A 26,541-nucleotide genomic window follows, 5' to 3' on the forward strand; every position below is an offset into this window, starting at 1 on the left:
CCTTTCCATTGATTCAGGGCGTGCCGTGCAACGCGGCGAGACGCCATTTGTCGGTGGTCTCGCGCAGCCACGCTTCATGACTTTTGAGCCGATAGATCACGCGCGCCGACGCCGCCGCGCCGTTCGCCTCCAACGTGATCGAGCTCGTCGCGTTCTCCCACGTGCGCGTCCGATAGCCGTTCGCGCGCTCCACGCGGCTCCTGCCGAAACGGGAGGTCAGCCCTTGCGTGAAGTCCTCGACGACGCGCGCATCGATCACGAAGGACATGCGGTACAGGCGCGGCGACGCATCGCCCGGTAGCGCCATGAAGCGCAGCACGTGATCGCGCGCGGGCGCGCCATCGACAACTGCTTGCGACACGCGCCAGCCGTCTTCCGAGCGATGCGCCCACTTGCACGCGATGGACAGGCTGTGCGCGTCGCGCAGCACCATGCCGAGCGAGGCCGCTTCGATATCGGTATCGCACACGGCGACGCTGCCGGGCGGCGTGGCGCGCGCGGGTTCGTCGCGGCGGAACGCATTGAGCGAAATGCCGAGCGGCAGGCCGCGAAAATCGAAAGTTTTTTGCGCGAGGGCGCATGCGGGCAGCGCGCTCAGTACGATGCACGCGCAGCGAAGAAACGTTCGCTTCATGTCAGTCGATCGCGGTGGCGCACGCATCGAAGGGCGTGGAGGCGGCATGACCCACGACCGGCACGACCTTCAGCGCCGCCGAGGTGAGCCGACACGGCAACGCGGCGAGCGCGCAGCCATCGAGCAGAAACGGACAGGCCGCGACGGCAGCGCACGCGAGAGCGAAACGGAGTTGCGTCGGCATGTGGTCAAGCGGTCGTGTCGATGCGATTGCCGAGATGCGCCGGATTGCTCGGGGCGGTCTTCGTGTTTGCGGTGCCGGTCTCGACCGTCGGGATATCGGCGCTGTTGCGCCTGATCGGCAGCGTGTGCGACGTGCTTTGCGTCGTCTGCGAGGTGGTCGGGCTGGTGACATTCATGCTGCGCGCTCCTGAATGAGAAAGGCTGTTGCGGGATGCAACGCCGGCAATCTTCTCCGGGAACGCGCGTACGTGATCATGTGAGCAACACGCGCTTTTCGCGAGTGCTTACGAGCCGTTACTCCGCCATTACCAGATGTTGCGACGCAACGCGCACGCCGAGATGGTATGACTGTTTCGGTACAAAAAGCGGGTTAACGTGAATAAAAAGTGGCCGAAGAGGTACATATAGTCAATCTATCTCGACGCCATTGCATAAGTTATCGAAAACCCAAATATCGGAATGGCAGCGAGATGAATAGAACAACGAATTAAAAAGTTATTCCAGAAAAAGCATTCGACAAAGTCGAATGAATAAATTGCCAACGAATGGAGGAACGACCGACATGAAACGCCGCACCGTGTTAGTTGCGATGGCTGCAGCGCCATTGGGCGCGATGCTGCCGGTTACAGGCTTCGCGCAGGGCAAACCCATCGTGCTCGGCTTTGCGCAGGTGGGCGCCGAAAGCGAATGGCGCACCGCGAACACCCAGTCGATCAAGTCCAGCGCGAAGGACGCGGGCATCGAACTGAAGTTCTCCGACGCGCAGCAGAAGCAGGAAAATCAGATCAAGGCTATCCGCTCTTATATCGCGCAAAAGGTCGATGTCATCGCGTTCTCGCCGGTGGTCGAAACCGGCTGGGACACCGTTCTGGTCGAAGCGAAGAACGCGAAGATCCCGGTGGTGCTCACCGACCGCGCGATCAGCAGCAAGGACGACACGCTCTATGTGACCTTCATCGGCTCCGACTTCACCGAGGAAGGACGCAAGGCGGGCCGCTGGCTCGTCGAGAAGGAGAAAGGCAATCCGGGGCCGGTCAATATCGTCGAATTGCAGGGCACGGTGGGTTCCGCGCCCGCCATCGACCGCAAGAAGGGCTTCGAGGAAATCATCAAGTCCGATCCAAAGTTCAAGATCATCCGTTCGCAGACCGGCGACTTCACGCGCGCGAAGGGCAAGGAAGTGATGGAGGCCTTTCTCAAGGCCGATGGCGACAAGATCAACGTGCTCTACGCGCACAACGACGACATGGCGATCGGCGCGATCCAGGCGATCGAGGAAGCGGGCAAGAAGCCCGGCAAGGACATCATCATCATTTCCGTGGACGGCGTGAAGGGCGCGTTCGAAGCGATGATGGCGGGCAAGCTCAACGTGTCGGTGGAATGCAGCCCGCTGCTCGGGCCGCAGCTCATGGCGGTCGTGAAGGACATCAAGGCGGGCAAGTCCGTGCCCAAGCGCATCGTCACGCAGGAAAGCATCTTCCCGATGGAGGTCGCGGCGAAGGAATTCCCCAATCGGAAATACTGATCTTCGATGACAGCGCCGATACTCGAACTACGCGGCATCGACAAGCGCTTCGCCGGCGTCCATGCATTGCAGGACGTGAACCTCACCCTCTATCCGGGCGAGGTTCACGCGCTAATGGGACAGAACGGCGCGGGCAAGTCGACGCTCATCAAGGTGCTGACCGGCGTCGTGAGTCTCGACGCCGGCGAGATCGTGCTCGACGGTCGCGCGATTCGCCCGGACTCCCCGCTGGACGCGCAGAAGCTCGGCATCAGCACGGTCTATCAGGAAGTGAATCTCTGCCCTAACCTTTCGGTGGCGGAGAACATCTTCGCCGGGTACTTTCCGCGCCGTGGCGCGCTGCACGGCTTTCGCATCGACTGGGACGCGACCAACCGGCAGGCGCGCGAGCTGCTCGAACGCGTCGGACTCGATATCGACGTGACGCGCGTGCTGACGAGTTATCCGGTCGCGGTTCAGCAGATGGTGGCGATTGCGCGGGCGCTGAAGCTCTCATCGAAAGTATTGATTCTCGACGAACCCACCTCCAGTCTCGACGAAGACGAAGTGCGCCGGCTCTTCGACGTGCTGCGTCGTCTGCGCGGCGAAGGGCTGGCGATTCTTTTCGTCACGCACTTTCTGAATCAGGTCTATGCGATCTCGGATCGCATCACCGTGTTGCGCAACAGCCGGCGCGTAGGCGAATGGCGCGCGAGCGAACTCGGCACGCAAGCGCTCATCGCCGCGATGCTCGGGCGTGAGCTTGCCGCCGCGCAAGCGCGCCAGGCGCCGCCCGACGAAACGGACGCCAGCGCAACGGACACCGCCTTGCTCGAAGCGGTGCGTCTCGGTCAGAAAGGACAGTTGCAGCCGCTCGATCTGCGCGTGCGCGCGGGCGAAGTGATCGGCGTGGCGGGCTTGCTCGGCTCCGGGCGCACCGAGCTCGCGAAGCTGCTGTTCGGTCTGGAAAAACCCGATGAAGGCGAATTGCGCATGGAGGGCGAGAGCGTGTCGTTCGCGACGCCCGCGCAGGCGATCCGTCACGGCATCGCGTTTTGTCCCGAGGAGCGCAAGGCCGATGGCATCGTGGCGGAGCTGTCGCTGCGCGAGAACATTGCGCTTGCGTTACAGGCGCGCATGGGCGCGCGGCGCTGCCTCACGCGCGCCGAACAAAACGCGCTCGCGGAGCGTTTCGTTCACGCGCTCGGCATCAAGGCCGCGACGCTCGACATGCCCATCGGTCTGTTATCCGGCGGCAATCAGCAGAAGGCGCTCATCGCGCGATGGCTCGCCACCGAACCGCGCCTACTGATCCTCGACGAGCCCACACGCGGCATCGACGTCGCCGCGAAGCAGGAAATCATGGACGAGATACTCAGGCTCGCGGCGACGGGCATGGCGGTGCTGTTCATCTCGTCGGAGATATCGGAGGTGGTGCGTATAGCGAATCGCATCGTCGTGTTGCGCGACCGGCGCAAGGTCGGCGAACTGCCGGCCGGCACGAGCGAGGACACCGTGTGCGAAATGATCGGAGCCGAACATGGATGACACCGTGCAACGTGGAATGCTGCGGCAGGCGATGGAGCACCGGCTCGGCTGGCCCATCGTCACGCTGGTGTTGCTGCTCGCGTTGAACGCCGCGTTCAATCCGGGCTTTCTGCATGTGGAATGGCGCAACGGGCATGTCTACGGCAGTCTCGTCGATATCCTGAATCGCGCGGCGCCGCTCGCGGTCGTCGCGCTCGGCATGACCATCGTGATCGCGACGCGCGGCATCGATATCTCCGTGGGCGCGGTCGTCGCGATTGCGGGTGCGGTCGCGGCATGGGCGATCGGCGGCTCGATCGCCGGCAACGTCACGCGCTTTCCGCTGCCGCTGGTCATCGTCGCGGCGCTCGGCGTCGCGTTGCTGTGCGGCTTCTGGAACGGCGTGCTCGTTGCGCGCGCGGGCATGCAGCCGATCATCGCGACGCTCATTCTGATGGTCGCGGGACGCGGCATCGCGCAACTCATCACCGGCGGGCAGATCATCACGATCTACTACACGCCCTACTTCTTTTTCGGCGGCGGCTATCTGCTCGGCCTGCCGACTTCGATATGGATCGTCGCGCTCGTGTTCGCGCTGCTCTATCTCGCGATCACGCGCACGGCGCTCGGGCTGTTTCTTCAGGCGATCGGGATCAATCCCACCGCTGCGCGCGTCGCGGGCGTGCAGGCCAGACGCCTCACGCTCGGCGCGTATGCATTCAGCGGTTTGTGCGCGGGCGTGGCGGGCATTCTGATCAGCTCGAACGTGAAGAGCGCCGATGGCAACAACGCGGGCCTGCTGCTCGAACTCGACGCGATTCTCGCCGTCACGCTCGGCGGCACCGCGCTCACGGGCGGGCGTTTCACGCTCGCGGGCAGCGTGATCGGCGCACTCATCATCCAGACGCTCACGTATCTGATCTATTCGCTCGGCGTGCCGCCGGAAGTGAATCTCGTCGTGAAGGCGATCGTCGTTTTCGCGGTCATGATGCTGCAATCGGGCGAGTTTCGCGCGACTGTAGCGAAGTTCGCGCGACGGCCCGCGCGTGGCGGCAGCGAGGTGCGCCGATGAACTCGGGCCTGCCCAAGCCGCGCAGCGTGACGCTCACGCCTCCACGCGACGGCCACGCTTCATCACGCAAGCTCTCGCAGAGCCGCTACTTGCCGCTCGCCGCGACGATCTCGCTGTTCATCGTCGTCTCGGTGGTCGGCTCGGTCATGTACACCGGCTTCTTTTCGCCGCAGGTGTTCCTCAACCTGCTGATCGACAATGCGTTTCTGATCGTCGTCGCGGTGGGCGAGACGTTCGTCATTCTGTCGGGCGGCATCGACCTGTCGGTGGGATCGATCATCGCGCTCACGACGATGGTGTCCGCCGCGCTCGTCGAAAAAGCGGGCTGGCATCCGCTCGTGGTGATTCCGCTCGTGCTCGCGATGGGCACCGCGTTCGGCACGCTGATGGGCTGGCTGATCGCGCGCTTTCGCCTGCAGCCGTTCATCGTCACGCTGGCGGGCATGTTCCTCGCGCGCGGGCTGTGCTATCTCATCAGCATAGATTCGATCAGCATCACCGATCCCTGGTACGCCACCGTCTCGCAGATTCGCATACCGGTGATGAGCGGCGCGTCGCTTTCGATCGGCGCGGTGATCGCGCTCATCGTGCTCGCGGCCGCCGTGTTCGTCGCGCATTACACGCCGTTCGGGCGCACCATCTACGCGGTCGGCGGCAATCCGCATTCCGCGCTGCTGATGGGCCTGCCGGTGAACGCGGCGACCATCGGCGCGTATGCGTTTTCGGGTTTCTGCTCGGCGCTCGGCGGCGTGCTGTTCACGTTCTACATGCTCTCCGGCTATGGCCTGCACGCAATGGGCCTCGAACTCGATGCGATCGCCTCGGTCGTGATCGGCGGAACCTTGCTCACGGGCGGCGTCGGCTATGTGATCGGCACGCTGTTCGGCGTGCTGCTGCTAGGCATCATCCAGACACTGATTTCGTTCGACGGCTCGCTCAGTTCGTGGTGGACCAAGATTGCGGTCGGCGCGCTGCTGCTCGTGTTCTGCCTGTCGCAGCGCGCGTTCGGCGATCGAACGGCCGTCAGGCGCTGACATATGGACTATCGCCATCTGCAACCTCGCAAGAGCATGCACGCGCGCATCGTGCAGGAGCTCGGCATCGAGATCGTGAGCGGCAGGCTGCAACCGGGCGACCGCCTGCCCGCCGAAGCGAAGCTATGCGAGGCCTATGGCGTGAGCCGTCCGGTGCTGCGCGAGGCGACGCGCGTGCTGGTCGCGAAAGGGCTCGTGCTGTCGAAGCCGCGTCTTGGCAGCGTCGTGCGTCCGCGCGACGAATGGCACACGCTCGACCCGGACGTGCTCTTCTGGACCATCAACAGCGTGCATGAGGGCGAGTTCTTTAGCTCGTTGCTGGTGGTGCGCAGGATCATCGAGCCTGCGGCGGCCGCGCTCGCGGCATCGAACGCGACCGACGACGATCTCGTGCGCATACGCGCGGCGTATGAACGCATGTCGCACGCTCATACGCCCGAGGAATTGCTCGCGCCCGATCTGGAGTTTCATCGCGCGATCATGACGGCGACGCATAACGACATGCTCATGTACATCGGTCACATGCTGACGCTCGCGTTGTCCGAGTCGATCAAGCTGACAAGCCGCCATCCCGATACGCACGCGTTGTCCCTGCCACGGCACAAGGCCATTCTCACCGCGATCACGAATCGCGATTCGCTCGGCGCGCGACATGCGAGTCTCGTGCAACTCGACAACGCGCAAGCCGATGCGGAGAGCGTTCTGTCCGCGGTGTATCAGGAATAGTTCAGGAGTAGGCGCGACGCCGTGTGTTCTCGTTCAGCGCGTCCTTCAGCGCATCGAGCGGCCATTGCTCATCGAGCGCCTGCCGCAGCATGGCTTGCTGACTCTTTGGCGCAAGACCGCCCACAGGCGGATCGCGATCCAGATTCGTCGGGAATGCATAGCCTTCCGCGCATGATGCGATAACGGCATCGATCTGCGCATCGTTCAGGCGGCCCGTCGACTTGTCATCGAGAAGCACCGGATAGACCGCTTCGCACATGCGCGCGCGATCGACCGTTTCCATCGCCCGCCCATATGCAGACGACACTTGCAGCAGGTTCGCCATGCGCTGCACGTCATGCGTGCGATTCGCGCCGGCCGCATGAAAGAGCGCGGGGCTGAAGAACAGCGCGTCCCCTTTCGATAAGGGCAACTGCACATGATGCGCTTCGAAGTATGCGCGAAAGTCCGCGCGCCGCCACGCGAGATAACCAGGCGCATAGCGTTGCGAGAACGGCAGCAACTTGGTCGGCCCGCTTTCCACCGGCATGTCGCTGTGGGCGACCGCTCCCTGCAGCGTGAGAAACGGCGACATGACATGTACATGCGCCGGATAGCGCTGCACTTCATCCGCCCTCTGAAAACCCAGGTGATAGTCGCGATGCGCTTCCTGCGCCGCGCCGCCGGGACGCACCACATTGACCTGCGAGGTCATCTGGAATCCCGGCCCGAGCCAAGCCTGCGCCGCGCATTCGATGAACTGGTTCGAAAAGTAACGCGCGAATACACGCGGCGCGTGCAGACAGAGCTTTTCCTGCGCGTTCCAGATGCGGTCGTTCGCGCCGGCCTTCGCGAAGTGATCCGCGCCGCTCGTGCCTTGTTCGCGCTCCTCCCGGATGATCGATTCGAAGATCGCGGTGGCTTCATCGACGGGAGCGAGATCCGCATACGCATGTTTGAGCACGAACACGCCCGCGCCGTCGCGCAACGCGCTCGCCCACTCCGATTGCAACGCCATGCGCTGCGACGGATCGTTCAACGCATCGGCGAGCACGGCGCAATCGTAGAGCGGAATGTTCTTCTGCACGTCCGCTGCGAAAGTGAGATCTGTATGCGTACCGCGCTCGATTTGTTGCGCAAACTCATCGAGCGAACAGCCGCTTTCCATGTACCAGTTCGTGTCGTTCATGTCTCGCTCCGCTTTCGAACAAGCATAACGGCTTTGGCGCGGCACGAACCATCATAAACACCTCAAAAAACCATCAAGAACGGCCGACCGTCCCGATGCGATCCGAGACGACCGGCCACACGCGCAGCGCTTACTTCCCGACCGACAACGCCGAATTCAGCGACAGGTTATCCGATGCATTGCCCACCATCACCTGATACTGACCGCCCGCCGTCTTCCACTGCTGCGAGGCCGTGTCCCACGTGCCGAGCGGATGGCTCGCCGCGTTCGGATCGATGACGATCTGCACCGTCTTCTTCTCACCCGGCGCGAGCATGACCTTCTGGAAGCCGACGAGGCGCTTCGGCGGCTGCCCGAGACCCGCCGGCAAGGACAGATACACCTGCGGCACTTCCGCGCCGGCGACCTTGCCGCTGTTCTCGACATCGACCGATACGGTGACGGGCTTCGTGCCATCCGACGACTGCGGGCTCACCTGCAGGTTCGACATCTTGAAGCTCGTGTACGACAGACCGTGCCCGAACGCGAACAACGGCTTCACGTTCTGCGCGTCGTACCAGCGATAGCCAATCTGCAAGCCTTCCGAATACGTGACGGTCGGCTGGCCGTTGACGGTCACGCCCGGATATTGCGCGGGCGTGTTCGCGGGCCAGTCGCCTGACTTCTTCGGGAACGTGACGGGCAGCTTGCCCGACGGATTCGCCATGCCGAACACGAGATTCGCCATGATGTTGCCGTCCTCCTGTCCGGGGAACCACGTTTCCAGCACGGCGGGCGCCTGATCGATCCACGGCATCAGCGCGGACGCGTTGTCCTTCATCACGACCGCCGTGCGCGGGTTCGCCGCCGCCACGGCCGCGATGATCGCGTCCTGATTGTTCGACAATTCGATGCTCGGGCGATCCGCGCCCTCCTCCGCGATGGTGCCGGCCAGCACGATCACGACGTCGGCCTGCTTCGCCGCATCGACGGCCGCGGCGAGATTGCTGTTGTCGTCCGCGACGATCGTGAGGTTCGCGCTCGCCGGCGATCCCGCCTGCTTCAGCACGTTCTGCACGCCTTCGAGCGGCGTGACCGTATAGAGCGGAATCACGTCCGAGCTGCCGCCACAGCAGCCGGACACCGCCTTGTTCGCATACGCGGCCTGGCCGATCAGCGCGACGGAGCGAATCGCTTTCGGATCAAAGGGCAGCAGGTCGTTCGTGTTCTTGAGCAGCACGGCGGACTGCTCGCCGATCGCACGCGCAATGGCGCCATCGCCCGCCTGATCGATCGCCGTCTGCGTGACGGGCCTGTCGAAGATGCCGAGCCTGAACATCTGCGTGTAGCGGCGGCCGAGCGCGGTGTCGATATTCGACTGCGTGATCTGCCCCGCCGAAAGCGCCGCGTTGATCTTCGCGGGCGTCCACCACGCGGTGAGCGGCGCGACATCGATGCCCGGCATTTCGTTGTCGAGACCCGCGAGCATGGTGTTCGCCGTGCTGTGCGCCGCGAAGAAGTCCGACTGCACGTAACCCGTGAAACCCCACTGGCCGCGCAGCACGTCTGTGAGGATATGCTTGTTCTCGCACATCGACGCGCCGTTCACCGAGTTGTACGAGCACATCACGGAAGCCACGCCGCCATCTTTCACGGCCATCTCGAACGGCACCATGTAGAGCTCGTGCAGCGTCTTGTCGTCGATGTTCTCGTTGATCGTCATGCGATTCGTTTCCTGCTCGTTCGCGACAAGATGCTTGGCCATCGCGATCACGCCGTGCGACTGAATCGCCTTGATCTCGGCGACGCCCATCGTGCCGCTCAGGATCGGGTCCTCGCCGAAGTACTCGAAGTTGCGTCCGAGCGTGGGATTGCGCGCGAGGTTCATGCCCGGACCTTCGAGCACGTGCAAGGCGAGATTGCGCGACTCGCGTCCGATCACGTCGCCGAACTGGCTGGCTACGGCCGTATCGAACGATGCGGCCACCGCCATGCCCGAAGGCAGCGCGGTCGCCTTGGCCGATGCCGGGCTCGACAGCGAAGAGAGCGGCAATCCGGGCAAGCCCGGCGACACGCAATCGTTTTGCCCGACGCCCACGGGGCCGTTGGTCACGCGCAGCGTCGGAATCTGCAAGTCCGGTATGCCGGTGATGTGCCGCGCGCCGTAGCACGACGGAATCTCTGGCACCACGCCGGGCGTGCCGGTGAGTTGCGCGATCTTCTGCTGCGGCGTCATCGCGGCGAGCAGGAGCGCCGTGCGCTGCTGCGGCGGCAGCGAGGTATTCATCCACGCGTGCGCATTCGACGCGGCCGGCGTGCCGCCATTGTCGTCGTGACCGCCCCCGCAACCCGCGGCGATGAACATCGCCATGACGGCGCTCAGGATCGTACGGTTTCTCATCACTTCACTCCTCCTGTTGGAATCGATTATTTGCACGGCCATTTAATTCGTCATCCTTATCGAAAAGAGGTCTTCGATCCACACATGCGGACCGCTTGATTCACATCCGCCGAATTTCTATATCTGTGTCAGCGCCGTCCGGCGTCGTACACTCGATGCATTCGCGCGGCACGACCGCGCACGTCCACCCGATTAAACGTTTTCACATGAAAAAACCTTCGGCGACCATCCGCGACGTCGCGGCGCTGTCCGGCGTTTCCGTCGCGACCGTGTCCAAGTACATCAACGGCACTAAACGCTTCACCGAACCGGTCGAGGCCAAGCTCAAGGCCGCGATCGAGGAGCTCGGCTATCAGTCGAATCCGCTCGCCCGTTCGATGGTGACGAAGCAGACGCGCACCATCGGTCTCACGATCCTCGACATCAGCAATCCGCATTTCACCAACGTCGTGAAGGGCGCGAACCGCGTGGCGCTCAAGCACAATTACACGCTGCTGCTCGTCGATGTCGACGAGAACCAGGCGCGCGAACGGCCGCTCGTCGAAGCGCTCGCGCGCCGCGTCGACGGGTTGATCCTGAGTTCGCGCCTGCCCGAGGAAGAGTCGCAATGGCTGCTCGACCTCGACAAGCCCGTGGTCCTGCTCAGGCGCAGCGACAAGCTGCCCATTCCGAGCGTCGGAATCGACAACCGGCTCGCCACCTTCATGCTCACTCGTCATCTCCTCGATCTCGGTCATCGCAACTTCGCGTATCTGGGCTTCGGGCAGGCGCGCATCAACGACGAGCGCATTGCCGGCGTGCGCGATTGCCTGGCCGAAGCCGGGCTCGAACTCGATGTACACGACGCACACGCGCCGACCACGCGCGCCGGCGAGCACGCGTGCTCTCGCGTGATGCTCGGGCCGCGCCGCCCGCAGGCGGTCATCTGCTACAACGATCTCATTGCGCTCGGCTTCATCAAGGCGGCCACGGCGCTCGGCATCAACGTGCCGCGCGATGTCGCGGTAACCGGCATCGACAACGTGCCTTACGGCGAAATCTCCGCGCCTTCACTTACGAGCGTCGATACGCAGAGCGAAACCATGGGCGAGATCGCGATGCAGAAGCTCATCGACGCGCTCTCCGGCAAGGAAGAGATCGAGCATGTGACCATCGAGCCGTGTCTGATCGTGCGCGAATCGACGCATACCGCGTGAGTGCTTTTTTAAGGCATGAGTCTCTCCGCACGCCTCGCGCGAAGCGCAGGGCGTGTGTAAAAGATGAGAAGGGAAGCTCCCAATATCTGCTTGGGAAAACGGTTACCCAGAGTAACGATTTTTGAGATTGCTGACCATTTTTTTCTTCTAAGGGGTTTCCCGTAAGCGTTTGCTTCGCGGCCAGGCTCAATCGCGCTTCAGATACTGCTCCAGAAACTCGATGAACACGCGCACCTTCGCCGACAGATTCAGGCGCTCGGGATAGATCGCATAGATATCGGCGGGCGGCATCGACCAGTCGGCGAGCACACGCTCGAGCACGCCGGAATCCAGGTAGCTCCGTGCGTCCCACTCCGAGCGCACCAATACGCCGTGCCCGTCCAGCGCCCAGCGCAAGGTGGCTTCGCCATCGTTGCTGCTCATCGTGCCGTGAACCTTGACGGTCTCGTGGCGCTTGCCCTTCGTGAAATGCCACGTGCCGTATGCGGTGTCGTTCTCGCGCAGCACGATACAGCGATGGCTGCGCAGATCGTCGGGCTGCTTCGGCGCGCCATGCTCCTGCAGATACGCAGGCGATGCACACACGAAGCGCCGGTTCGCCGCGATCTTTCTGCCGACCACGCGCATGTCGGGCAATTCGCCGAAGCGTATGCCGACATCGAAGGCGAACTCCGCGAGATTCATGGGCCGGTCGGTGAGATCGAGCTGCACTTCCACTTCCGGATAACGCACGCGAAAGCCCGACAGCGCGGGCGCGATGTGACGCCTGCCGAAGCCGAACGTCGCGTTGACTTTTAAAAGACCGCGCGGCAGATCGCGGCTGCTCGACACCATGCGCTCCAGTTCCTGCACCTGTTCGAGCAGACGCGAGCCGGTGCCGAGATAGAGCTCGCCTTCCTGCGTCATCGCGAGGCGTCGCGTGGTGCGGTTCAACAGCTTCACGCCGAGACGGCGTTCCAGTTGACTCAGGCGCGCGCTCACCGCTGGCGGCGTCACGCCGAGATCGCGCGCGAGCGCCGAGAGGCTGCCTTGCGTGACGAGGCGCGCGAAAAACTCCAGATCGGCGATCGAATCCATTTTTAAATATGGCTTAACAATAGGTTAAATCAGTCTGCATTTTACGGCCTCTGTTATCGAATTACACTGATCTCGACTTGAATCGAGAGGCATGACGGAGACAGCAATGGGACAGACGCTTTACCGAAAGATCGTTGACAGCCATACGGTTTTTCGCGTCGATGACGAGCACGTCGCGCTCTATGCCGACCTGCACATCATGAACGAGTACACGAGCCCGCAGGCCTTCGCGGGACTCGCCGGGAAGAACCTGCCGGTGCGTTGCCCGAAGAAGCAGATGGGCGTGGTCGATCACGTGATTCCGACGCATCCCGTCGCGGTCGACAAACGGACCATCATGATCGACGCCGCCGCACAACAGGCCGCCAACTTCACGCGTAACTGCGCGAAACACGGCATTCATCTGTTCGACGTCCAGGACCGCGCGCAAGGCATCGAGCACGTGGTGGCGCCGGAACTCGGACTGATTCGCCCCGGCATGGTCGTGCTGTGCGGCGATAGCCATACGACCACTTACGGCGCGCTCGGGGCGTTGGGCTTCGGCATCGGCACGTCGGAGGTGGAGCATGTGCTCGCCACCCAGACGCTCGTCTATCGCGTCGCGAAGGACATGCGCATCGTGGTGGATGGCGCGCTGCCCGCCGGTACGACATCGAAGGATCTCGTGCTCTACCTCATTGCGAAGATCGGCGCGCAGGGTGCGCGCGGCTTCGTCGTCGAATATGCGGGCAGCGCGATCGATGCGCTTTCCGCCGAGGCGCGCATGACCTTGTGCAACATGACTGTCGAAGCGGGCGCGCGCGGCGCGTTGATCGCGCCGGACGAGACGACGTTCCGCTATCTCGCCGAACGCATGGACGCCGATGCGTTCATCGCGCAATGGAAGCTGCTCGAATCCGACGCCGATGCCTCGTTCGACATCACGCATCGCTTCGATGCATGCGAAGTCGCGCCGTTCGTCACGTGGGGCACGAGCCCGGATCAGGCCATCGCGATCGATGCGCGCATTCCGCGCTCCGCCGATCAGCGCAACGCGACCAAGGCGCTCGACTACATGGGTCTCGACGCGGGACAGACGCTCGACGGCCTGGCGATCGATCACGTCTTCATCGGCTCGTGCACGAATGCGCGCATCGAGGACCTGCGCGCCGTCGCGGATATCGTGCGCGGCCGCCGGGTTGCGTCTTCCGTGCGCGCGATGGTCGTGCCCGGTTCCGGCATGGTGCGCGAGCAGGCCGAACGCGAAGGCATCGCGCAGACGCTGATCGAAGCGGGTTTCGAATGGCGTCAGCCCGGCTGCTCGATGTGCCTCGCGATGAACGACGACATTCTCGATCCCGGCCAGCGCTGCGCGTCCACCACGAATCGCAATTTCGAGGGCCGCCAGGGACGTGGCGCCCGCACGCATCTGATGAGTCCCGCGATGGCCGCAGCCGCCGCCATCGCGGGCCGTATCGTCGACGTACGCAAGGAGTTCCAGCATGTCTGAGCACGCAATTCTGGCGGGCATCGCCGCGCCGCTTCCGCTGAACAATCTCGATACCGACCAGATCATGCCGAAGCAGTTTCTGTTCGGCATCGATAAATCGGGACTTGCGCGCGGCGTGCTGTACGACCTGCGTTTCGATGCATCGGGCCAGTCGCGCGATGACTTCGTGCTCAACCAGCCCGCCTATGCAGGCGCGCGCATTCTCGTGACGGGCGCGAACTTCGGCTGCGGATCGAGCCGCGAGCATGCGGTGTGGGGGTTGCAGCAGGCGGGGATCGATGCGGTCATCGCGCCGGGCTTCGGCGAGATCTTCTACTTCAACGCGCAGAACAACCGTCTGTTGCTGATCACGCTCGATGAAGCGGTCGTCGCGCGACTCACCGCGCTCGTGAGCGATCCGGCGACGAGCCGCCTGAGCATCGACGTGGCGAACCAGCGCATCACGGCGAGCGACGGCACGCACTACGCGTTCGATTTGCCGCCGCGCCAGAAGCGCATGTTCATAGAAGACCTCGACATGATCGGCATGACGCTCGCCGACAGCGACGCGATCCGCGCGTTCGAAGCACGACACGAAGCCGCGCATCCGTGGATGCGGATCGATCTGCCGAAGCTGCGCAAGGCGCAGGCCGCATAAGGCGAGAAAGAGACGCACGAGCGTCCCGCGCCGCACTATCCCTCAAACAGGAGACACAATATGGAAAGCCCTTCGATGCGCTCGGGCGACACGCCGCTCGGCCGTCGCACGTTCCTCTCGACCTTGACCATCGGCGGCATGCCGCTCGCGATGTTCGCGGCGCTCGCGCTGGTGACCGTGCTGGCCGCGGTCACCGGAAAGCTCCCCAATGACATGATCGGCGGCTTCGCCGTGCTGATGCTCTCGGGCCTTTTGCTTGGCGAGATCGGCCGGCGCATTCCGGTGTTCAGGCATATCGGCGGGCCTGCAATCCTGTGCCTGTTCGTGCCTTCCGCGCTGCTCGGCTACAAGCTGATGGACGACGCCGCGCTCAAGGCCATCACCACGACGATGAAGACCGCGAACCTGCAATATCTGTACATCGCGTGTCTGGTCGCGGGCAGCATGCTCGGCATGAATCGCAAGATCCTCGTCCAGGGCTTCCTGAAGATGTTCGTACCGCTGCTCGTCGGCACCGTGACCGCCATCGCGGCGGGCGTCATCGTCGGCCTGCTGTTCGGCTACGACCCGAAGCACACGTTCTTTTATATCGTGATGCCGATTCTCGGCGGCGGCATCGGCGAAGGCATCCTGCCGCTGTCGATCGGCTATTCGGAGATTACGGGTCAGGCACAGGGCCATCTGATCGCGATGATGGTGCCCGCCGCGCTCATCGGCAATGTCGTTGCGATTCTCGCGAGCGGCCTGCTCAAGCGTTTCGGCGAAAAGCATCGCACCTATAGCGGCGACGGCACGCTCGTGAAGAGCGGCGACGATCAGGCCTTGCTCAAGGAGCAGAAAGCCGAGGCCGCGCTCGACCTGCGTCTGATGGGCTTCGGCCTGCTGCTCGGCTGCACGCTCTTCATTCTCGGCATGCTGCTCGCGCCGGTCACGGGCATCCCGGGTCCCGTGCTGATGATCGTCGCGGCGGCGCTCCTGAAGGTTGCGCGCGCGATTCCCGAGCGCATGGAGACCGGCGCGTACCAGATCTACAAGTTCATGTCGACGAATCTCACGTTCGCGATCCTCGTCGGACTGGGCACGCTGTTCGTGTCGTGGGACAAGCTCGTCGGCGCATTCTCGCCCGCGTACTTCGTGATCTGCGCATCGACGGTGGCGGCGATGGTCGTGTCGGGCTTTTTTGTCGGCGCCTGGCTGAAGATGTATCCGGTCGAAGCGGCAATCATTACCGCGTGCCACAGCGGCCTGGGCGGCACCGGCGATGTCGCGATTCTTTCGTCGTCGAACCGCATGGGACTGATGCCCTTCGCGCAAATCTCGACGCGCATCGGCGGCGCGGGCATGGTCGTGCTCGCCACGCTGATGATGAAGTGGTTCGGTTGATACGCACCCGATTGTTTAGCTTATCAACTTGATAAGCACCTGTTAGAGTGACGGCCATGGCGGGCATGACGCGCCAGAACCTGAGAGACGATAAAGAGAAGACGAGGCCTACCGGTCCGAATGGCTGTCCGCTTCGGACCGGCGTGGCACCGGCAGGAAATGCAGCGCCACCTTGAGCGTGTAGATGACGATCATGGTGCCGCAAAGATCGCCGATGAACATCGCGAAGAAGCGCGACACGATATCCGCCCTGTCGCCCTGAAGCCAGAACCAGATGTTATGCAACAGCGGCCCGGCCAGCGCGTAGGCGACCGTGAGGATCATCAGCCGTCCCGCCGTGAGGTTGGAAAGCGATGCATTCAGGCCATACAGTTCGCGCGCGAGTCGATACATCGCGTACGGCGCCGCGGTCGCGATGATGCCGCCAGCGAACGACCTCACCGGATCGTTCGGAAAAAAATAGAAGAAGTTGACGACCCAACTGGCGAACAGCAATCCCAGCGCGCCGTCGGCGCCGAACAGCAGCGTGCTGAGCAACCGGATGCCGGCCGGCAGATAGACCCAGTTCACGCCGCGCACGAACTCGGACCGGACGAAGATTTCCTGATTGACCCAGAGCGAAGCGACGAAGAAAAGCGCCGTTCCGAAAACCGCGCATAAACGGAGCTGAAAGGAAGACATTGCGTGACATGCCATTCGGGCGGGCAGAAGGCATGTATCTTATCGCCCCGTCTCGCCGGGCGTGCGATTCACTGCGCCAAATCGCGTGACTCGCGTGGCCCGCAAGTCTCGCGAGGAACCGGCAAGGGTTCCAGCTCTTGTGCGATGCGTTCCAGTTCCGCGCGGAGCGCATGCAGCCCGGCGCGCTGACTCGGCTCGATGGCAGGCGCACGCTGCAACTCGTCGATGCGCTCGCGCCAGTACGACACCGGCCACGCCGCGCTGCGATGCCAGTGTCGCGAGCGGACCATTCTTGCCAGATGATCGATCTCGTGCCCGATGAAATGCGCCGTGATGTACGTGAAGTCGCGTTCCTGAACCACGCCCCTGTCCTCGAAAAGTCTCCCAGGCAGGTGGAGAAATGCGTCTTCCGCGGTGTCGGCCACGTGTCTGCCTGTCGCGCAATGGTAGCACTTACTTATCACGTTGATAATCACTTTAAACCTTCTCGCGTTGCCGCATTCTTCCGCGATGCTATGATTGAAAGGTCCCTTTCGAATGATTTTTTCATGGCTAAAAAGAGCGTCTTCGACGCCTATTTTCGCTTCCTGAACCTTGCTCAGGCTGTGCAGGCGCTGCCATCGGTGCCGAAACTCGATGCCGCCGAGGAACGTCTGCTCGAGGCGCTCACCGCATCCTGGCACGCCGGACATACGCTGACCGTCACGGAAACCATGGCGCTGTCGGTCGCGGGCGCGCCGGCGACTGTTCATCGAAAGCTGACGAACCTCAGAAAACAGGGCCTCGTTTCCGTCGATGAAAGCAGCGACGATCTGCGCATCAAGACCGTCGTCCCGACGCGCAAGGCGCTCGACTACTTCGAGAAGCTCGCGGCCTGTCTCGACGAAGCGAAGAAAAGGCGCTGAGCCGCGTCGGCTTTCTGAGCCGCTTCGCGTGTCGGTGCGCCTCCCTCCGTACCGTCCCGTTCATCATCCCGCCGATTCGGATACGCTTGAGTCTTTGCCGTTTCCGGCCCGACGCATGACGTTCTCCCCTTCGACGACCATGAACGCCCGACAAGACGACTACGCCCTCAACCTCGACATCATCGCCGCCGATGCAGTGGCCACGCGCCTGCCCGAGCCGGTGCACTCCATGCTGAACGGCACGGACATCGTCGTGTTCAGCGTGCCCGACGACGCCTCCGACACCGCTGCGTGCAGCGCACGCTTCGGCATCGATCTGGAAGACTGCGCGAATACCATCGTCGTGCGCTTCAAGAAGGGCGGCGCGGAACAGTACGCCGCGATCGTCACGCTGGCCTCGCGCCGGCTCGACGTAAACGGCGCGCTCAAGCGCGAACTCGGCGCGCAGCGGATCTCGTTCGCGTCGCGCGAGACGGCGACCGAACTGTCGGGCATGGAGTATGGCGGCATCACCGCGTTCGGCTTGCCGGATTCGGTGCCGGTGCTCGTCGAAGCCGCCGTGATGGAGCGCGAGCGCATTGTGATGGGCGCGGGCGTGCGCGAAGCGAAACTGCTGCTGGCGCCGCAACGACTGCTCGCGCTGCCGAACGTGAGTGTCGCGAGCCTCGTGACCTGAAGCCGCGAATCAGAAGCGCTCGATCATGCCGAACTGCACGCCGCGAACCGGCGCGCCAGGATAAGCCGCCGGAATCCCGACGACGTTCACGCCGCGCAGCGTGAAGGTGGCGTCGCCGTGATTGCGCAGCATCGCGCCGCTCGCATACAGCAGGACCTTCGGCGACAGATCGTATTCGCAGGCCACGCTGAACTGATCTGCGTCGTTGTCGCCGCCGGAACGATCGCGCGCGTATGCATAGCCGAGCGAAGCGCGCAGACGCGGCGACACGGCATAGCGCATCGACACCGATATGCCGTCGTTGTGATAGCGCGGCGTACCGCCATCGTCATTGAAGTAGGACACGAAGGCCGTCGTCTTGCCGAAGCGATACGACACGCCGCCGAGATTCGCCCGCAGACCCGCATCGCCTTGCGTCTGCTGATGCGCGTAGGAAATGCGAAACGGCCCGTTGTGATACGCGAAGGTCTCGTAGTTGCCGGACAGACCGTTGCCGTCGCCGGGATCGCGCAAAGCGACCATGAGCGTCGTGGTGAAGCCGTGAAAATCGGGCGAAAGATACGCGATGCCGTTGTTCGTGTACGGCGTGATCTTCGAGAGATTGTTCAGGCCCGATGCGATCGTGCCCGCGCCGAACGCGTCGAGCCCGCCCTTGAACGGGATATAGATCGGCGAATATTGCCGGCCCATGCGCAGCTCGCCCCACGGCGCGCCGAGACCGATCCACGCCTGGCGATTGAAGATCGTGTTGGCCGTGGCGAAGGTGCCGTCGGCCGAACTGAAGCCGCTTTCCAGATCGAACAGCAGACGCGTGTCCGTGCTCAGTTGTTCGTAGCCGCGCAAGCCGAAACGCGAGCCGCGATACGCGCCCGAGTCCATGCGCGGCGTCCACGAGGAACCGGGATTCGTGACCTCGATGCTCGTGTCGATGGTGCCGTACAGCGTCACGGCGCTCTGTGCATGCGCGGCCGTGGCGGCAATGCCGCACGTCATCGACATCAGCAGCGACACGATGCGCCTCGTCGTGCGGCAATCGAAAGAGTTTGTCAGACGCATGAAATATCCGGCTCAGGCGCGAAGCCGACATCATCAGAGAGTAAGGGATGATTCAAGCGAAGCGGCGGCGTGCACGCTTCGTGCAGCCGCCGACATGATAATCGCCCGAGCGTTCGTTTAGCGATTCAATGCGTACGCAATGACGTAATCGCCACGATCCGGCGACTGACGCGCGCCGCCCGCCGAGATCAGCACGTACTGCTTGCCCGTCTTCGGCGAGACATAGCTCATCGGGCCGCCCTGGCTTCCGACCGGCAGGCGCGCTTTCCACACTTCCTTGCCGGTGGCGCTGTCGAACGCGCGCAGATAGTAGTCTTGCGTGCCCGCGATGAACACGAGCCCGCCCTGCGTCGCCAGCGTGCCGCCGAGCGTCGGCATGCCGATGGGCATCTTCGCGCGCATCTTCACGCCGAACGGTCCCGTGTCCTGCACCGTGCCGACCGGCACTTGCCACAAGAGCTTTTGCGTCGTCAGATCGACGGCGGACAGCGTGCCGAACGGCGGCTTCTGACACGGAATGCCGAGCGGCGACATGAAGCGGTTCTTGTTGACGGCATACGGCGTGCCCTTGAGCGGCACCGCGCCCATTCCCGCGTTCACCGCTTCGCCGCCGTTGCTGGCCGCTGCGTTGTCGGTCTTTTGCGGAATCATCTGCATCCAGAGGCCCAGGCGCATGTCGTTCAGGAAGATGACATGATGATTCGGATCGGTCGAGAGGCTGCCCCAGTTCATGCCGCCGAGCGAACCCGGAAAGCTCAGCGAGACATCCGTGTCGGGCGCGGTGAAGAGACCGTCATAACGCATCGACTTGAAGCTCAGGCGGCAGACGAGCTGATCGAAGGGCGTCGCGCCCCACATGTCCGATTCCTTCAAGGTCTGCGCGCCGATCGTCGGCATGCCGTCCGAGAACGGCTGCGTCTTCGAATACTGCTCTTGCGGGATCGTACCGGTTTTCACCGGGCGTTCTTCGACGCGCGTGAGCGGCTTGCCCGTCATGCGGTCGAGCACGAAAATCTGGCCGGACTTCGTGCCGAATACGACGGCGGGTTTCGTCGCGCCGTCCTTTCCCGGGAAGTCGATCAGGCTCGGCTGCATCGGAATGTCGAAGTCCCACAGATCGTTGTGGACCGTCTGGTACACCCACTTCTCGCGGCCGGTGGTCGCGTCGAGCGCGAGGATCGAGGTTGCATAGCGATGATCCAGCGCCGTGCGATTGCCGCCCCACAGATCCACCGACGAGCTGCCCATCGGGATGAACACCGTGTTCATCGCGGGATCGTAGGACATGGGTGCCCAGGAGTTCGGCGTGCTGCGCGCGTAGGTCTCGCCCGGCTGCAGGCGCGCGTTCGGATCGTCGTGACCCGGATCGAAGGCCCAGCGCATTTGCCCCGTGATGACGTCGAAGCCACGCAGCACGCCGCCCGGCATGTCGGTCTGCACGTTGTCGGCCACGCGGCCGCCCACGACGACCGTCGTGCCGGCGAGCGTCGGCGCGGAGGTGAGCTGATACTTCGGATCGGCTGCATCGCCCAGGCCCGCTTTCAGATCGACGAAGCCATGATCGCCGAAGTCTTCGCACATCGCGCCGGTATCGGCATCGATGGCGACGAGGCGCGCATCGATCGTGTTCATCAGGATGCGCCGCTGGCAGTTCGCGCCCGCAGCGACCGAGACCTGCGTCACGGGCGTCGAGCCCGCGATCGAAGGCTGCGTGAGCGGCTGCGTCGCGTCGAAGTAGGCGAGACCGCGACACCGGTTCCACACCTGCGCCTGCGCGTTGATCTCGCGTTTCCAGATTTGCTTGCCGCTGTCGGCATCGACGGCGATCACGTTGTTATGCGGCGTGCACATGTAGATGCGATCGCCGATCTGCAGCGGCGTCTGCTGATCTTCCGCGCCGTTGCCGGTGGGACTCTCGGGCACGTCGCCCGTATGGAAGGTCCACGCGACCTGAAGGTTCTTCACGTTGTCGCGCGTGATCTGGTCGAGCGCGACGAAGCGGCTGCCGCCCGGCGTGTTGCCATAATTGCTCCAGTCCTTTTGCGCGTGATCCTTCGCAACCGGCACGAGCGGCGCGGGCGTTCCGTCGAACGCGACGGTCGGATGCGGCTGGAACATCTGCACGAAGGTCACGATCATGCACAGCGCGATCACCGCCGCGAAACCATACGTACGCTTCGCCGCGGGCGTGCCCGTTTCGTGCGCGCGCAGCGCCGGCCATGTGAGCAGCGCGAAAACCATGAAGCCGGCGGGCAGCATGAGACGCGACACGAGCGGCCAGAAGTCGATGCCGGCGTCGAGCGGCGCCCAGATCAGCGTGCCGATGAAGGCCGCGCCATACACGAGCACCGCCGACGACTTCGCCCGCATGAACTGCACGGCGGACACGACGATGACCGCGCCCGCGATCAGGAAATACGCACTTCCATGCAGCAACGCGAGCTTCGCGCCGCCGATGACGAAGAACAGGCCGGTGGCCAGAAGCGCGAGACCCAATACAAGACACCCGGCTCTCAGCGCGACTGAAAGACGGGCTTCATTCGTAGACATCGAATCTTTCTCCAGGGAATCTGCCATGCGATCCAGACGGCAGCCCTGCATGAGAAGACGTGGTCGTAAATGCTGGATCGCTCGCCTGCGCGGTTGTCGAAAAACCGGCGGGCAGTAAGCGTTAACCACTACATTCTAACTGGATAGTTAAAATTGTGCACGCACGCGGAATCGTGTTCGGTGCATCTCAGATGCGATGTTCGATCGCGAAGGACTCGCCCTCTTCTTCGAGCCACGAGCGAAACAGCACGATCAGATCGTCGTCGGTTTTTTCGTCGGCGACGTAGGTGCAGTAGCTTCGCGACGGCAGACGCGGACTCGCGAACGGCACGATCAGCCGGCCGGCGGCGAGGTCGCCTGCGACGAGCGCGGTCGGTCCCATCGCGATGCCCATGCCATCGACGGCGGCTTGCAAGGTCAGATAAAAGTGATCGAAAGTCAGCACCGCCGCCGGGCGCAGCTCGGGAAGGTCCACCTGCGCGAGCCAGTCGGGCCATACGCGCGGCAAGCTCGACGTGTGCAGCAAGGTGTGATGGCGCAGGTCGTCGGGCGCGCGAAGCGGCACGCGCCGCAGCAGCGCGAGGCAGCACACCGGCAGGCGTTCTTCGGCGAGAAAGGGCCGCATCGCGTAGCCGTAGAACGTGTCGGGGCCGCCGCGAATCACCATGTCGTAGGCGTCTTTCAGGCTTTCGACCGGCTCGTTCGACGTCTCGATCCGCACCTCGATACCGGGATGCCGCGCGCGAAACGTCTCCAGCCTCGGCACGAGCCAGCGCAACGTAAACGTGGCGGGCGCGTTCACCGTGAGCGGTCGCGCCACCGCTTCGGACAGACCGTAGCGCGCCGTGGCGTGCGCGAGCTGATCGAACAGCGGACCGATTTCCGTCAGATAGGCGCGCGCCGCCGGGGTCAGCACGACACGGCGGTTATGCCGCTCGAACAGCGGCGCGCCGAGCCATTCTTCGAGCAGCCGCACCTGCTGGCTCACCGCGCCGTGCGTGACGTGCAGTTCCGCGGCGGCCTCCTTGAAGCTGCCGAGCCGCCCCGCCGCCTCGAAGGCGCGCAGCGCATTGAGCGAAGGCAATGTCGGTCTCATTCACAATAGATTTTCTAACGTGACGACGCAATTTTAATGGTTTGTCGCGCGTCGCCAAGATAGATATTCTACGGACTGTCCGTCACAAAAATGAAACAGGCGCGCATGTTCAGCTATACGGGCGGTGTCGTTCTCTTCGCAGCGGTGCTCCATGCGAGCTGGAACGCGATGCTTCACGGCAATCGCGACCGCTTTCTCTCCATGACGTGGATGAGCATATCCATCGGCGTCGTGTCCACGCTCGTCGTCATGTCGCTGCCCTTGCCGCCGGCGGCCGCGTGGCCGTACATCGTCGCGTCGGGGCTGGTGCACATCGTCTATAACGTGAGCCTCGTGCGTTCGTACAAGCGCGGCGATCTCGCCCAGGCCTATCCGATTGCGCGCGGCTCGTCGCCGCTGCTCGTCACGCTCGGCGCTGCGCTGTTCGCACACGAGGCCATCGGTCCGTTGCACGCGGCAGGCGTCGTGCTGATCTCGGGCGGCATCATGGCGCTCGCGCTGCAAGGCGGCCAGGTCTCGCGCGCGGGCGCGCTCGCCGCGTTCACGACCGGCGTGACCATCGCGATCTATACCGTGATCGACGGCATCGGCGTGCGCAAATCCGAAGGCGATGCGCTCGCCTACACCGCGTGGATGTTCCTGTTCTACTGGATCATGCCGCTGCTGTTCGCCGCGCAACGCGGCGTCAAGGCCCTGTGGACGCCGATACTCGACGCGCCCATGTCGGTGGGCTCGTCGGTCATCGGCGGACTCGTTTCGATCGCGGCTTACGGCATCGTCATCTGGGCGATGCAGGCGGGCGCGATGGGCGCGGTCTCGGCCTTGCGCGAGACCAGCGTGGTGTTCGCGGCGCTCATCGGGCGGATGTTCCTGCGGGAGTCGGTCAGCGTCAAGCGCTGGCTTGCGTGCGTGGTCGTCGCGGCGGGCGCCGTGTGTCTGGGCATGTGAGCCCCGCCAGGCGGAAGCCTCGAAATGAGGCACAAGCCGCCGTTTGATCGGTGAATCGGTCTGGCGCGAATGCCGTTACATTCATCATCGTGATATTGGGCTCGATGCGTCGAAGACGCACGCGCCTCGCGCGATGAGCTTGTGTAACCCGGACGATTCGAGAACCACGTTGAAACCCGCAAAGGACTGGCACGCGGCGCCCCTGCCCGCCGACGAAGCGAAGCGCCTGCGTCAGTTGCGCAGCCTCGCCCTGCTCGACACGCCGCAAGAAGAAGTGTTCGACCGCGTGACGCGCGTGGCGGCCGAGCTGCTACAGGCGCCGATCGCGCTCGTGTCGCTGGTCGACGAGCATCGTCAGTGGTTCAAGTCGCGCGTGGGCCTCGACGTGTGCGAAACCGCGCGCGATGTCTCCTTCTGCGCGCACGCGGTGCACTCCGAAAGCCTGCTGCTGGTGGAAGACGCGCACGCCGATGCGCGCTTCGCGGGCAATCCGCTCGTCACGGGCGCGCCGCATATCCGTTTCTACGCGGGCGTGCCGCTGCGTTCGTCGGGCGGTCTCGTGCTCGGCACGCTCTGCGCGATCGATACCAGGCCAAGAAAGCTCACGCCCGCGAAACAAGCCGCGCTGTGCGATCTCGCCGCCACGGTCGAGCGTGAAATCGTGCAGCGCGAAGCCGCGCGCGAGACGCTCGAAGTGCAGGAGGTCGAGCGCCGCAAGCTGCGCGTCTCCGAGTCGCGCTTTCATACGATCTTCCAGCGGACGCCGACGGGCAAGGCCATCGTCGGACTGGACGGGCGCTTCGTCGAAGTGAATCCGAAACTGTGCGAAATCACCGGCTATAGCGCCGACGAACTGATGCACATGACCTTTCAGGAGATCACCGTCGGCGCGGATCTGCCGGCCGACCTCGAACTCGTCGCCGAGCTGCTCGACGGCCGCAGAACGACTTATAGCTTCGAAAAGCGTTATCGCCGTCGCGACGGCGGCACGGTGTGGATCGACCTTTCCGTCGCGCTGATCCACGACGACGAAGGCAAGCCGATGCACTTCGTCAGCACGATGCAGGACATCTCCGGCCGCAAGCACAGCGAGGAAGTGTTGCGCGGCTATCGGCAGGAACTCGAGCGCCGCGTGCTCGAACGCACCCGCGAGCTGACCAGCAGCCGCACCGCGCTGCAGACGATCACGGACAACCTGCCCGTGCTGATCGCCCACGTCGATGCGGACTTGCGCTATCGCTTCAACAATCAGGTTTATCGCGATGTGTTCGGCGTGGAGCCGTCCTCGCTGCACGGCACGACGGTGCGCGAGACGATCGGCGCGGCGGCCTTCGAGCATTGCCTGCCGTACTTCGCGCGCGTGCTCGCGGGCGAGCGCGTGGCGCATGAGGGTATCGTCTATGAAGGCGCGCCGAACCGCATGTGGAACGCGACTTATGTCCCGGAGTTTCAGCGCGGTGAAGTGGCGGGCTTCTACATCATGTCGCAGGACATCACCGAGACCAAGCAGCGTGAGAACCAGATGCGCTCCGAGGTCATGCTCGACGCGCTGACCGGCCTGCCGAACCGGCGCGCGCTCGCCGAGCAGCTCGCGCTTTCGATCGACGCGGCGCGCGACGCCGAAGTGCCGTTCGCCCTGTTCTTCATGGATCTCGACGGCTTCAAGAACGTCAACGACCAGCACGGCCACGACGCCGGCGACGCGCTGCTCCGGCAAGTCGCCGCGCGCCTGAAAAAGACCACGCGCGCCGACGACCTGGTCTGCCGTCTGGCCGGCGACGAGTTCGTGCTGCTCGCCCGCGGCATCACGTCGACGAGCGCGTGCAGCCGCATCGCGCAGGATATCTGCCGCGCGATCGCCCGGCCGTTCGAAGTCGGCCAGAGCGAGGCGCGGCTCGGGACGAGCGTCGGTATCGCGATGTGCGCGGGCGGCACACAGACGTCGGCGGAAGCGATTCTCGCCGAGGCCGACCGCGCGATGTACGAAGCCAAGCGCAAGGGACGCAACGGCTTTCGCTTCGCGTCGCTGCTCGCGGAGGTCGCGCCCGCCATCAACAATCTGGTCGACCGTGGCAGCGCGACGCGTCATTGAATCGGCACGCAAAATTTCACGATCCGAAATTGAGGTCCGTTTCTCGAAAATTCGCGCTGCATGGCAGCACGCGCGAGGTTGCATATCGGAGAATGGGCTTTCTCATCGTGAGATCGCGCGCATAACTCATTGATGCATTGCAAGTTTTATTTCGTTCGCGCCGCCACTGAGCGGCGTTTGCCAACTGCGTTTTCTCGCTAACCTCTTATACAAGAGGCGCGCGTTCGCCCAGGCGAGCCGCCTCAATGCTTTCCAATCAAGCAGGAGAATAGCGATGCAGAACGTCTATATCGAACCGATGCCGAAGGGCCAGTGGGGCCCCATCGATGGTTACGCCCTCGAATTTCACGACGGCACCAGGATCACGCAGCAGGTTTATCGCTCGGAGCGGCTCGCGGTCGACGAAATCAAGCTGCGCGGTTATTCGCCGATGCTCGCGAAGGTGCGCATCACCGACAAGACCGTCGATGACCATTGGAAAGCGGCATAAGCTCGGCGTGCTTCGCTTCGGCGGGAGCGAAGCACGC

General features: G+C 63.6%; 25 protein-coding genes. 14 read left to right on the forward strand and 11 right to left on the reverse strand.

Features of this window, described 5'->3' with window-relative positions:
- Window positions 1-13: 13 nt before the first annotated feature.
- From AWB79_RS32300 to AWB79_RS39815, 3 genes are read right to left on the reverse strand one after another with little or no spacing between them, the layout of a single operon-like run.
- Complete coding sequence (locus AWB79_RS32300; RefSeq protein ID WP_061171517.1) at window positions 14-634, reverse strand: hypothetical protein; 621 nt, start codon at window positions 632-634, stop codon at window positions 14-16.
- Window position 635: 1 nt separating this feature from the next.
- Window positions 636-818, reverse strand: coding sequence for a DUF6726 family protein (locus AWB79_RS32305; RefSeq protein ID WP_061171518.1), 183 nt, complete (start codon window positions 816-818; stop codon window positions 636-638).
- A 4-nt stretch (window positions 819-822) separates the two neighbouring features.
- Complete coding sequence (locus AWB79_RS39815) at window positions 823-993, reverse strand: hypothetical protein (protein WP_157695897.1); 171 nt, start codon at window positions 991-993, stop codon at window positions 823-825.
- Window positions 994-1,379: 386 nt separating this feature from the next.
- Between AWB79_RS39815 and AWB79_RS32310 the strand changes: the two genes are divergently transcribed.
- Genes AWB79_RS32310 through AWB79_RS32330 form a run of 5 tightly spaced genes read left to right on the forward strand, consistent with a single transcriptional unit; the run spans window position 1,380 to window position 6,680 of the window.
- Window positions 1,380-2,342, forward strand: a complete 963-nt coding sequence (locus AWB79_RS32310) for an ABC transporter substrate-binding protein (RefSeq protein WP_061171564.1) — start codon at window positions 1,380-1,382, stop codon at window positions 2,340-2,342.
- Window positions 2,343-2,348: 6 nt separating this feature from the next.
- Window positions 2,349-3,869, forward strand: a complete 1,521-nt coding sequence (locus tag AWB79_RS32315) for a sugar ABC transporter ATP-binding protein (protein ID WP_061171519.1) — start codon at window positions 2,349-2,351, stop codon at window positions 3,867-3,869.
- A complete protein-coding gene (locus tag AWB79_RS32320; protein ID WP_061171520.1) occupies window positions 3,862-4,920 on the forward strand; it encodes an ABC transporter permease in 1,059 nt (352 codons plus the stop codon). Before AWB79_RS32315 ends, AWB79_RS32320 begins: the two co-directional genes overlap by 8 nt.
- Complete coding sequence (yjfF, locus tag AWB79_RS32325; protein WP_096031644.1) at window positions 4,917-5,954, forward strand: galactofuranose ABC transporter, permease protein YjfF; 1,038 nt, start codon at window positions 4,917-4,919, stop codon at window positions 5,952-5,954. Before AWB79_RS32320 ends, yjfF begins: the two co-directional genes overlap by 4 nt.
- A 3-nt stretch (window positions 5,955-5,957) precedes the next feature.
- A complete protein-coding gene (locus AWB79_RS32330; RefSeq protein ID WP_061171521.1) occupies window positions 5,958-6,680 on the forward strand; it encodes a FadR/GntR family transcriptional regulator in 723 nt (240 codons plus the stop codon).
- A gap of 1 nt (window position 6,681) precedes the next feature.
- On the opposite strand, the gene AWB79_RS32335 is transcribed toward AWB79_RS32330, so the two are convergent.
- Both AWB79_RS32335 and AWB79_RS32340 read right to left on the reverse strand, forming a co-directional pair.
- Window positions 6,682-7,848: a phytanoyl-CoA dioxygenase family protein gene (locus AWB79_RS32335; RefSeq protein ID WP_061171522.1), complete on the reverse strand. Its 1,167-nt coding sequence runs from the start codon at window positions 7,846-7,848 to the stop codon at window positions 6,682-6,684.
- A 130-nt stretch (window positions 7,849-7,978) separates the two neighbouring features.
- A complete protein-coding gene (locus AWB79_RS32340) occupies window positions 7,979-10,228 on the reverse strand; it encodes a beta-glucosidase family protein (protein WP_061171523.1) in 2,250 nt (749 codons plus the stop codon).
- A 206-nt stretch (window positions 10,229-10,434) separates the two neighbouring features.
- Between AWB79_RS32340 and AWB79_RS32345 the strand changes: the two genes are divergently transcribed.
- On the forward strand, window positions 10,435-11,424 hold the full coding sequence (locus AWB79_RS32345) for a LacI family DNA-binding transcriptional regulator (protein WP_061171524.1): 990 nt from the start codon (window positions 10,435-10,437) through the stop codon (window positions 11,422-11,424).
- A 186-nt stretch (window positions 11,425-11,610) separates the two neighbouring features.
- Here the strand turns inward: AWB79_RS32345 and AWB79_RS32350 are convergent, their stop codons facing one another.
- Window positions 11,611-12,501 carry a LysR family transcriptional regulator gene (locus tag AWB79_RS32350; protein ID WP_061171525.1) on the reverse strand — a complete coding sequence of 297 codons (891 nt, stop codon included), beginning with the start codon at window positions 12,499-12,501 and terminating at the stop codon, window positions 11,611-11,613.
- 106 nt (window positions 12,502-12,607) lie between these two features.
- Here AWB79_RS32350 and leuC point away from each other — a divergent pair, with 106 nt between their 5' ends.
- From leuC to AWB79_RS32365, 3 genes are read left to right on the forward strand one after another with little or no spacing between them, the layout of a single operon-like run.
- On the forward strand, window positions 12,608-13,990 hold the full coding sequence (gene leuC, locus AWB79_RS32355; RefSeq protein WP_061171526.1) for a 3-isopropylmalate dehydratase large subunit: 1,383 nt from the start codon (window positions 12,608-12,610) through the stop codon (window positions 13,988-13,990).
- Complete coding sequence (gene leuD / locus AWB79_RS32360) at window positions 13,983-14,627, forward strand: 3-isopropylmalate dehydratase small subunit (RefSeq protein WP_061171527.1); 645 nt, start codon at window positions 13,983-13,985, stop codon at window positions 14,625-14,627. The genes leuC and leuD overlap by 8 nt, the downstream gene beginning before the upstream one ends.
- A 60-nt stretch (window positions 14,628-14,687) precedes the next feature.
- Window positions 14,688-16,010, forward strand: coding sequence for a 2-hydroxycarboxylate transporter family protein (locus AWB79_RS32365; protein WP_061171528.1), 1,323 nt, complete (start codon window positions 14,688-14,690; stop codon window positions 16,008-16,010).
- Window positions 16,011-16,118: 108 nt separating this feature from the next.
- Here AWB79_RS32365 and AWB79_RS32370 read toward each other — a convergent pair whose 3' ends face one another.
- Together AWB79_RS32370 and AWB79_RS32375 are read right to left on the reverse strand one after the other, a co-directional pair.
- On the reverse strand, window positions 16,119-16,691 hold the full coding sequence (locus AWB79_RS32370) for a hypothetical protein (RefSeq protein ID WP_061171529.1): 573 nt from the start codon (window positions 16,689-16,691) through the stop codon (window positions 16,119-16,121).
- A 68-nt stretch (window positions 16,692-16,759) separates the two neighbouring features.
- Complete coding sequence (locus AWB79_RS32375; RefSeq protein WP_061171530.1) at window positions 16,760-17,053, reverse strand: hypothetical protein; 294 nt, start codon at window positions 17,051-17,053, stop codon at window positions 16,760-16,762.
- 186 nt (window positions 17,054-17,239) lie between these two features.
- Between AWB79_RS32375 and AWB79_RS32380 the strand changes: the two genes are divergently transcribed.
- Window positions 17,240-17,596 (forward strand): MarR family transcriptional regulator, encoded by a 357-nt coding sequence (locus tag AWB79_RS32380; RefSeq protein WP_061171531.1) that lies wholly within the window; start codon window positions 17,240-17,242, stop codon window positions 17,594-17,596.
- Between the two features lie 139 nt (window positions 17,597-17,735).
- A complete protein-coding gene (locus AWB79_RS32385) occupies window positions 17,736-18,272 on the forward strand; it encodes a YbaK/EbsC family protein (protein WP_061171532.1) in 537 nt (178 codons plus the stop codon).
- Window positions 18,273-18,281: 9 nt separating this feature from the next.
- Here AWB79_RS32385 and AWB79_RS32390 read toward each other — a convergent pair whose 3' ends face one another.
- The 3 genes from AWB79_RS32390 to gcvA form a co-directional block, all read right to left on the reverse strand.
- Window positions 18,282-19,328 (reverse strand): porin, encoded by a 1,047-nt coding sequence (locus AWB79_RS32390; RefSeq protein WP_061171533.1) that lies wholly within the window; start codon window positions 19,326-19,328, stop codon window positions 18,282-18,284.
- Window positions 19,329-19,445: 117 nt separating this feature from the next.
- A complete protein-coding gene (locus AWB79_RS32395) occupies window positions 19,446-21,878 on the reverse strand; it encodes a glucose/quinate/shikimate family membrane-bound PQQ-dependent dehydrogenase (protein WP_061171566.1) in 2,433 nt (810 codons plus the stop codon).
- A 187-nt stretch (window positions 21,879-22,065) separates the two neighbouring features.
- The gene (gcvA, locus tag AWB79_RS32400; RefSeq protein ID WP_061171534.1) at window positions 22,066-22,974 is read right to left on the reverse strand and encodes a transcriptional regulator GcvA; all 909 of its coding nucleotides are present in this window, start codon (window positions 22,972-22,974) and stop codon (window positions 22,066-22,068) included.
- A gap of 105 nt (window positions 22,975-23,079) precedes the next feature.
- Between gcvA and AWB79_RS32405 the strand changes: the two genes are divergently transcribed.
- The 3 genes from AWB79_RS32405 to AWB79_RS32415 all read left to right on the forward strand — a co-directional run bounded on the left by AWB79_RS32405 (window position 23,080) and on the right by AWB79_RS32415 (window position 26,504).
- Window positions 23,080-23,922: an EamA family transporter gene (locus tag AWB79_RS32405; protein ID WP_061171567.1), complete on the forward strand. Its 843-nt coding sequence runs from the start codon at window positions 23,080-23,082 to the stop codon at window positions 23,920-23,922.
- A 169-nt stretch (window positions 23,923-24,091) separates the two neighbouring features.
- Window positions 24,092-26,014, forward strand: coding sequence for a bifunctional diguanylate cyclase/phosphodiesterase (locus AWB79_RS32410; RefSeq protein WP_061171568.1), 1,923 nt, complete (start codon window positions 24,092-24,094; stop codon window positions 26,012-26,014).
- A 274-nt stretch (window positions 26,015-26,288) separates the two neighbouring features.
- On the forward strand, window positions 26,289-26,504 hold the full coding sequence (locus AWB79_RS32415) for a hypothetical protein (protein ID WP_061171535.1): 216 nt from the start codon (window positions 26,289-26,291) through the stop codon (window positions 26,502-26,504).
- Window positions 26,505-26,541 lie beyond the last annotated feature (37 nt).

The sequence above is a fragment of the Caballeronia hypogeia genome (assembly GCF_001544875.2).
GTDB lineage: Bacteria > Pseudomonadota > Gammaproteobacteria > Burkholderiales > Burkholderiaceae > Caballeronia > Caballeronia hypogeia.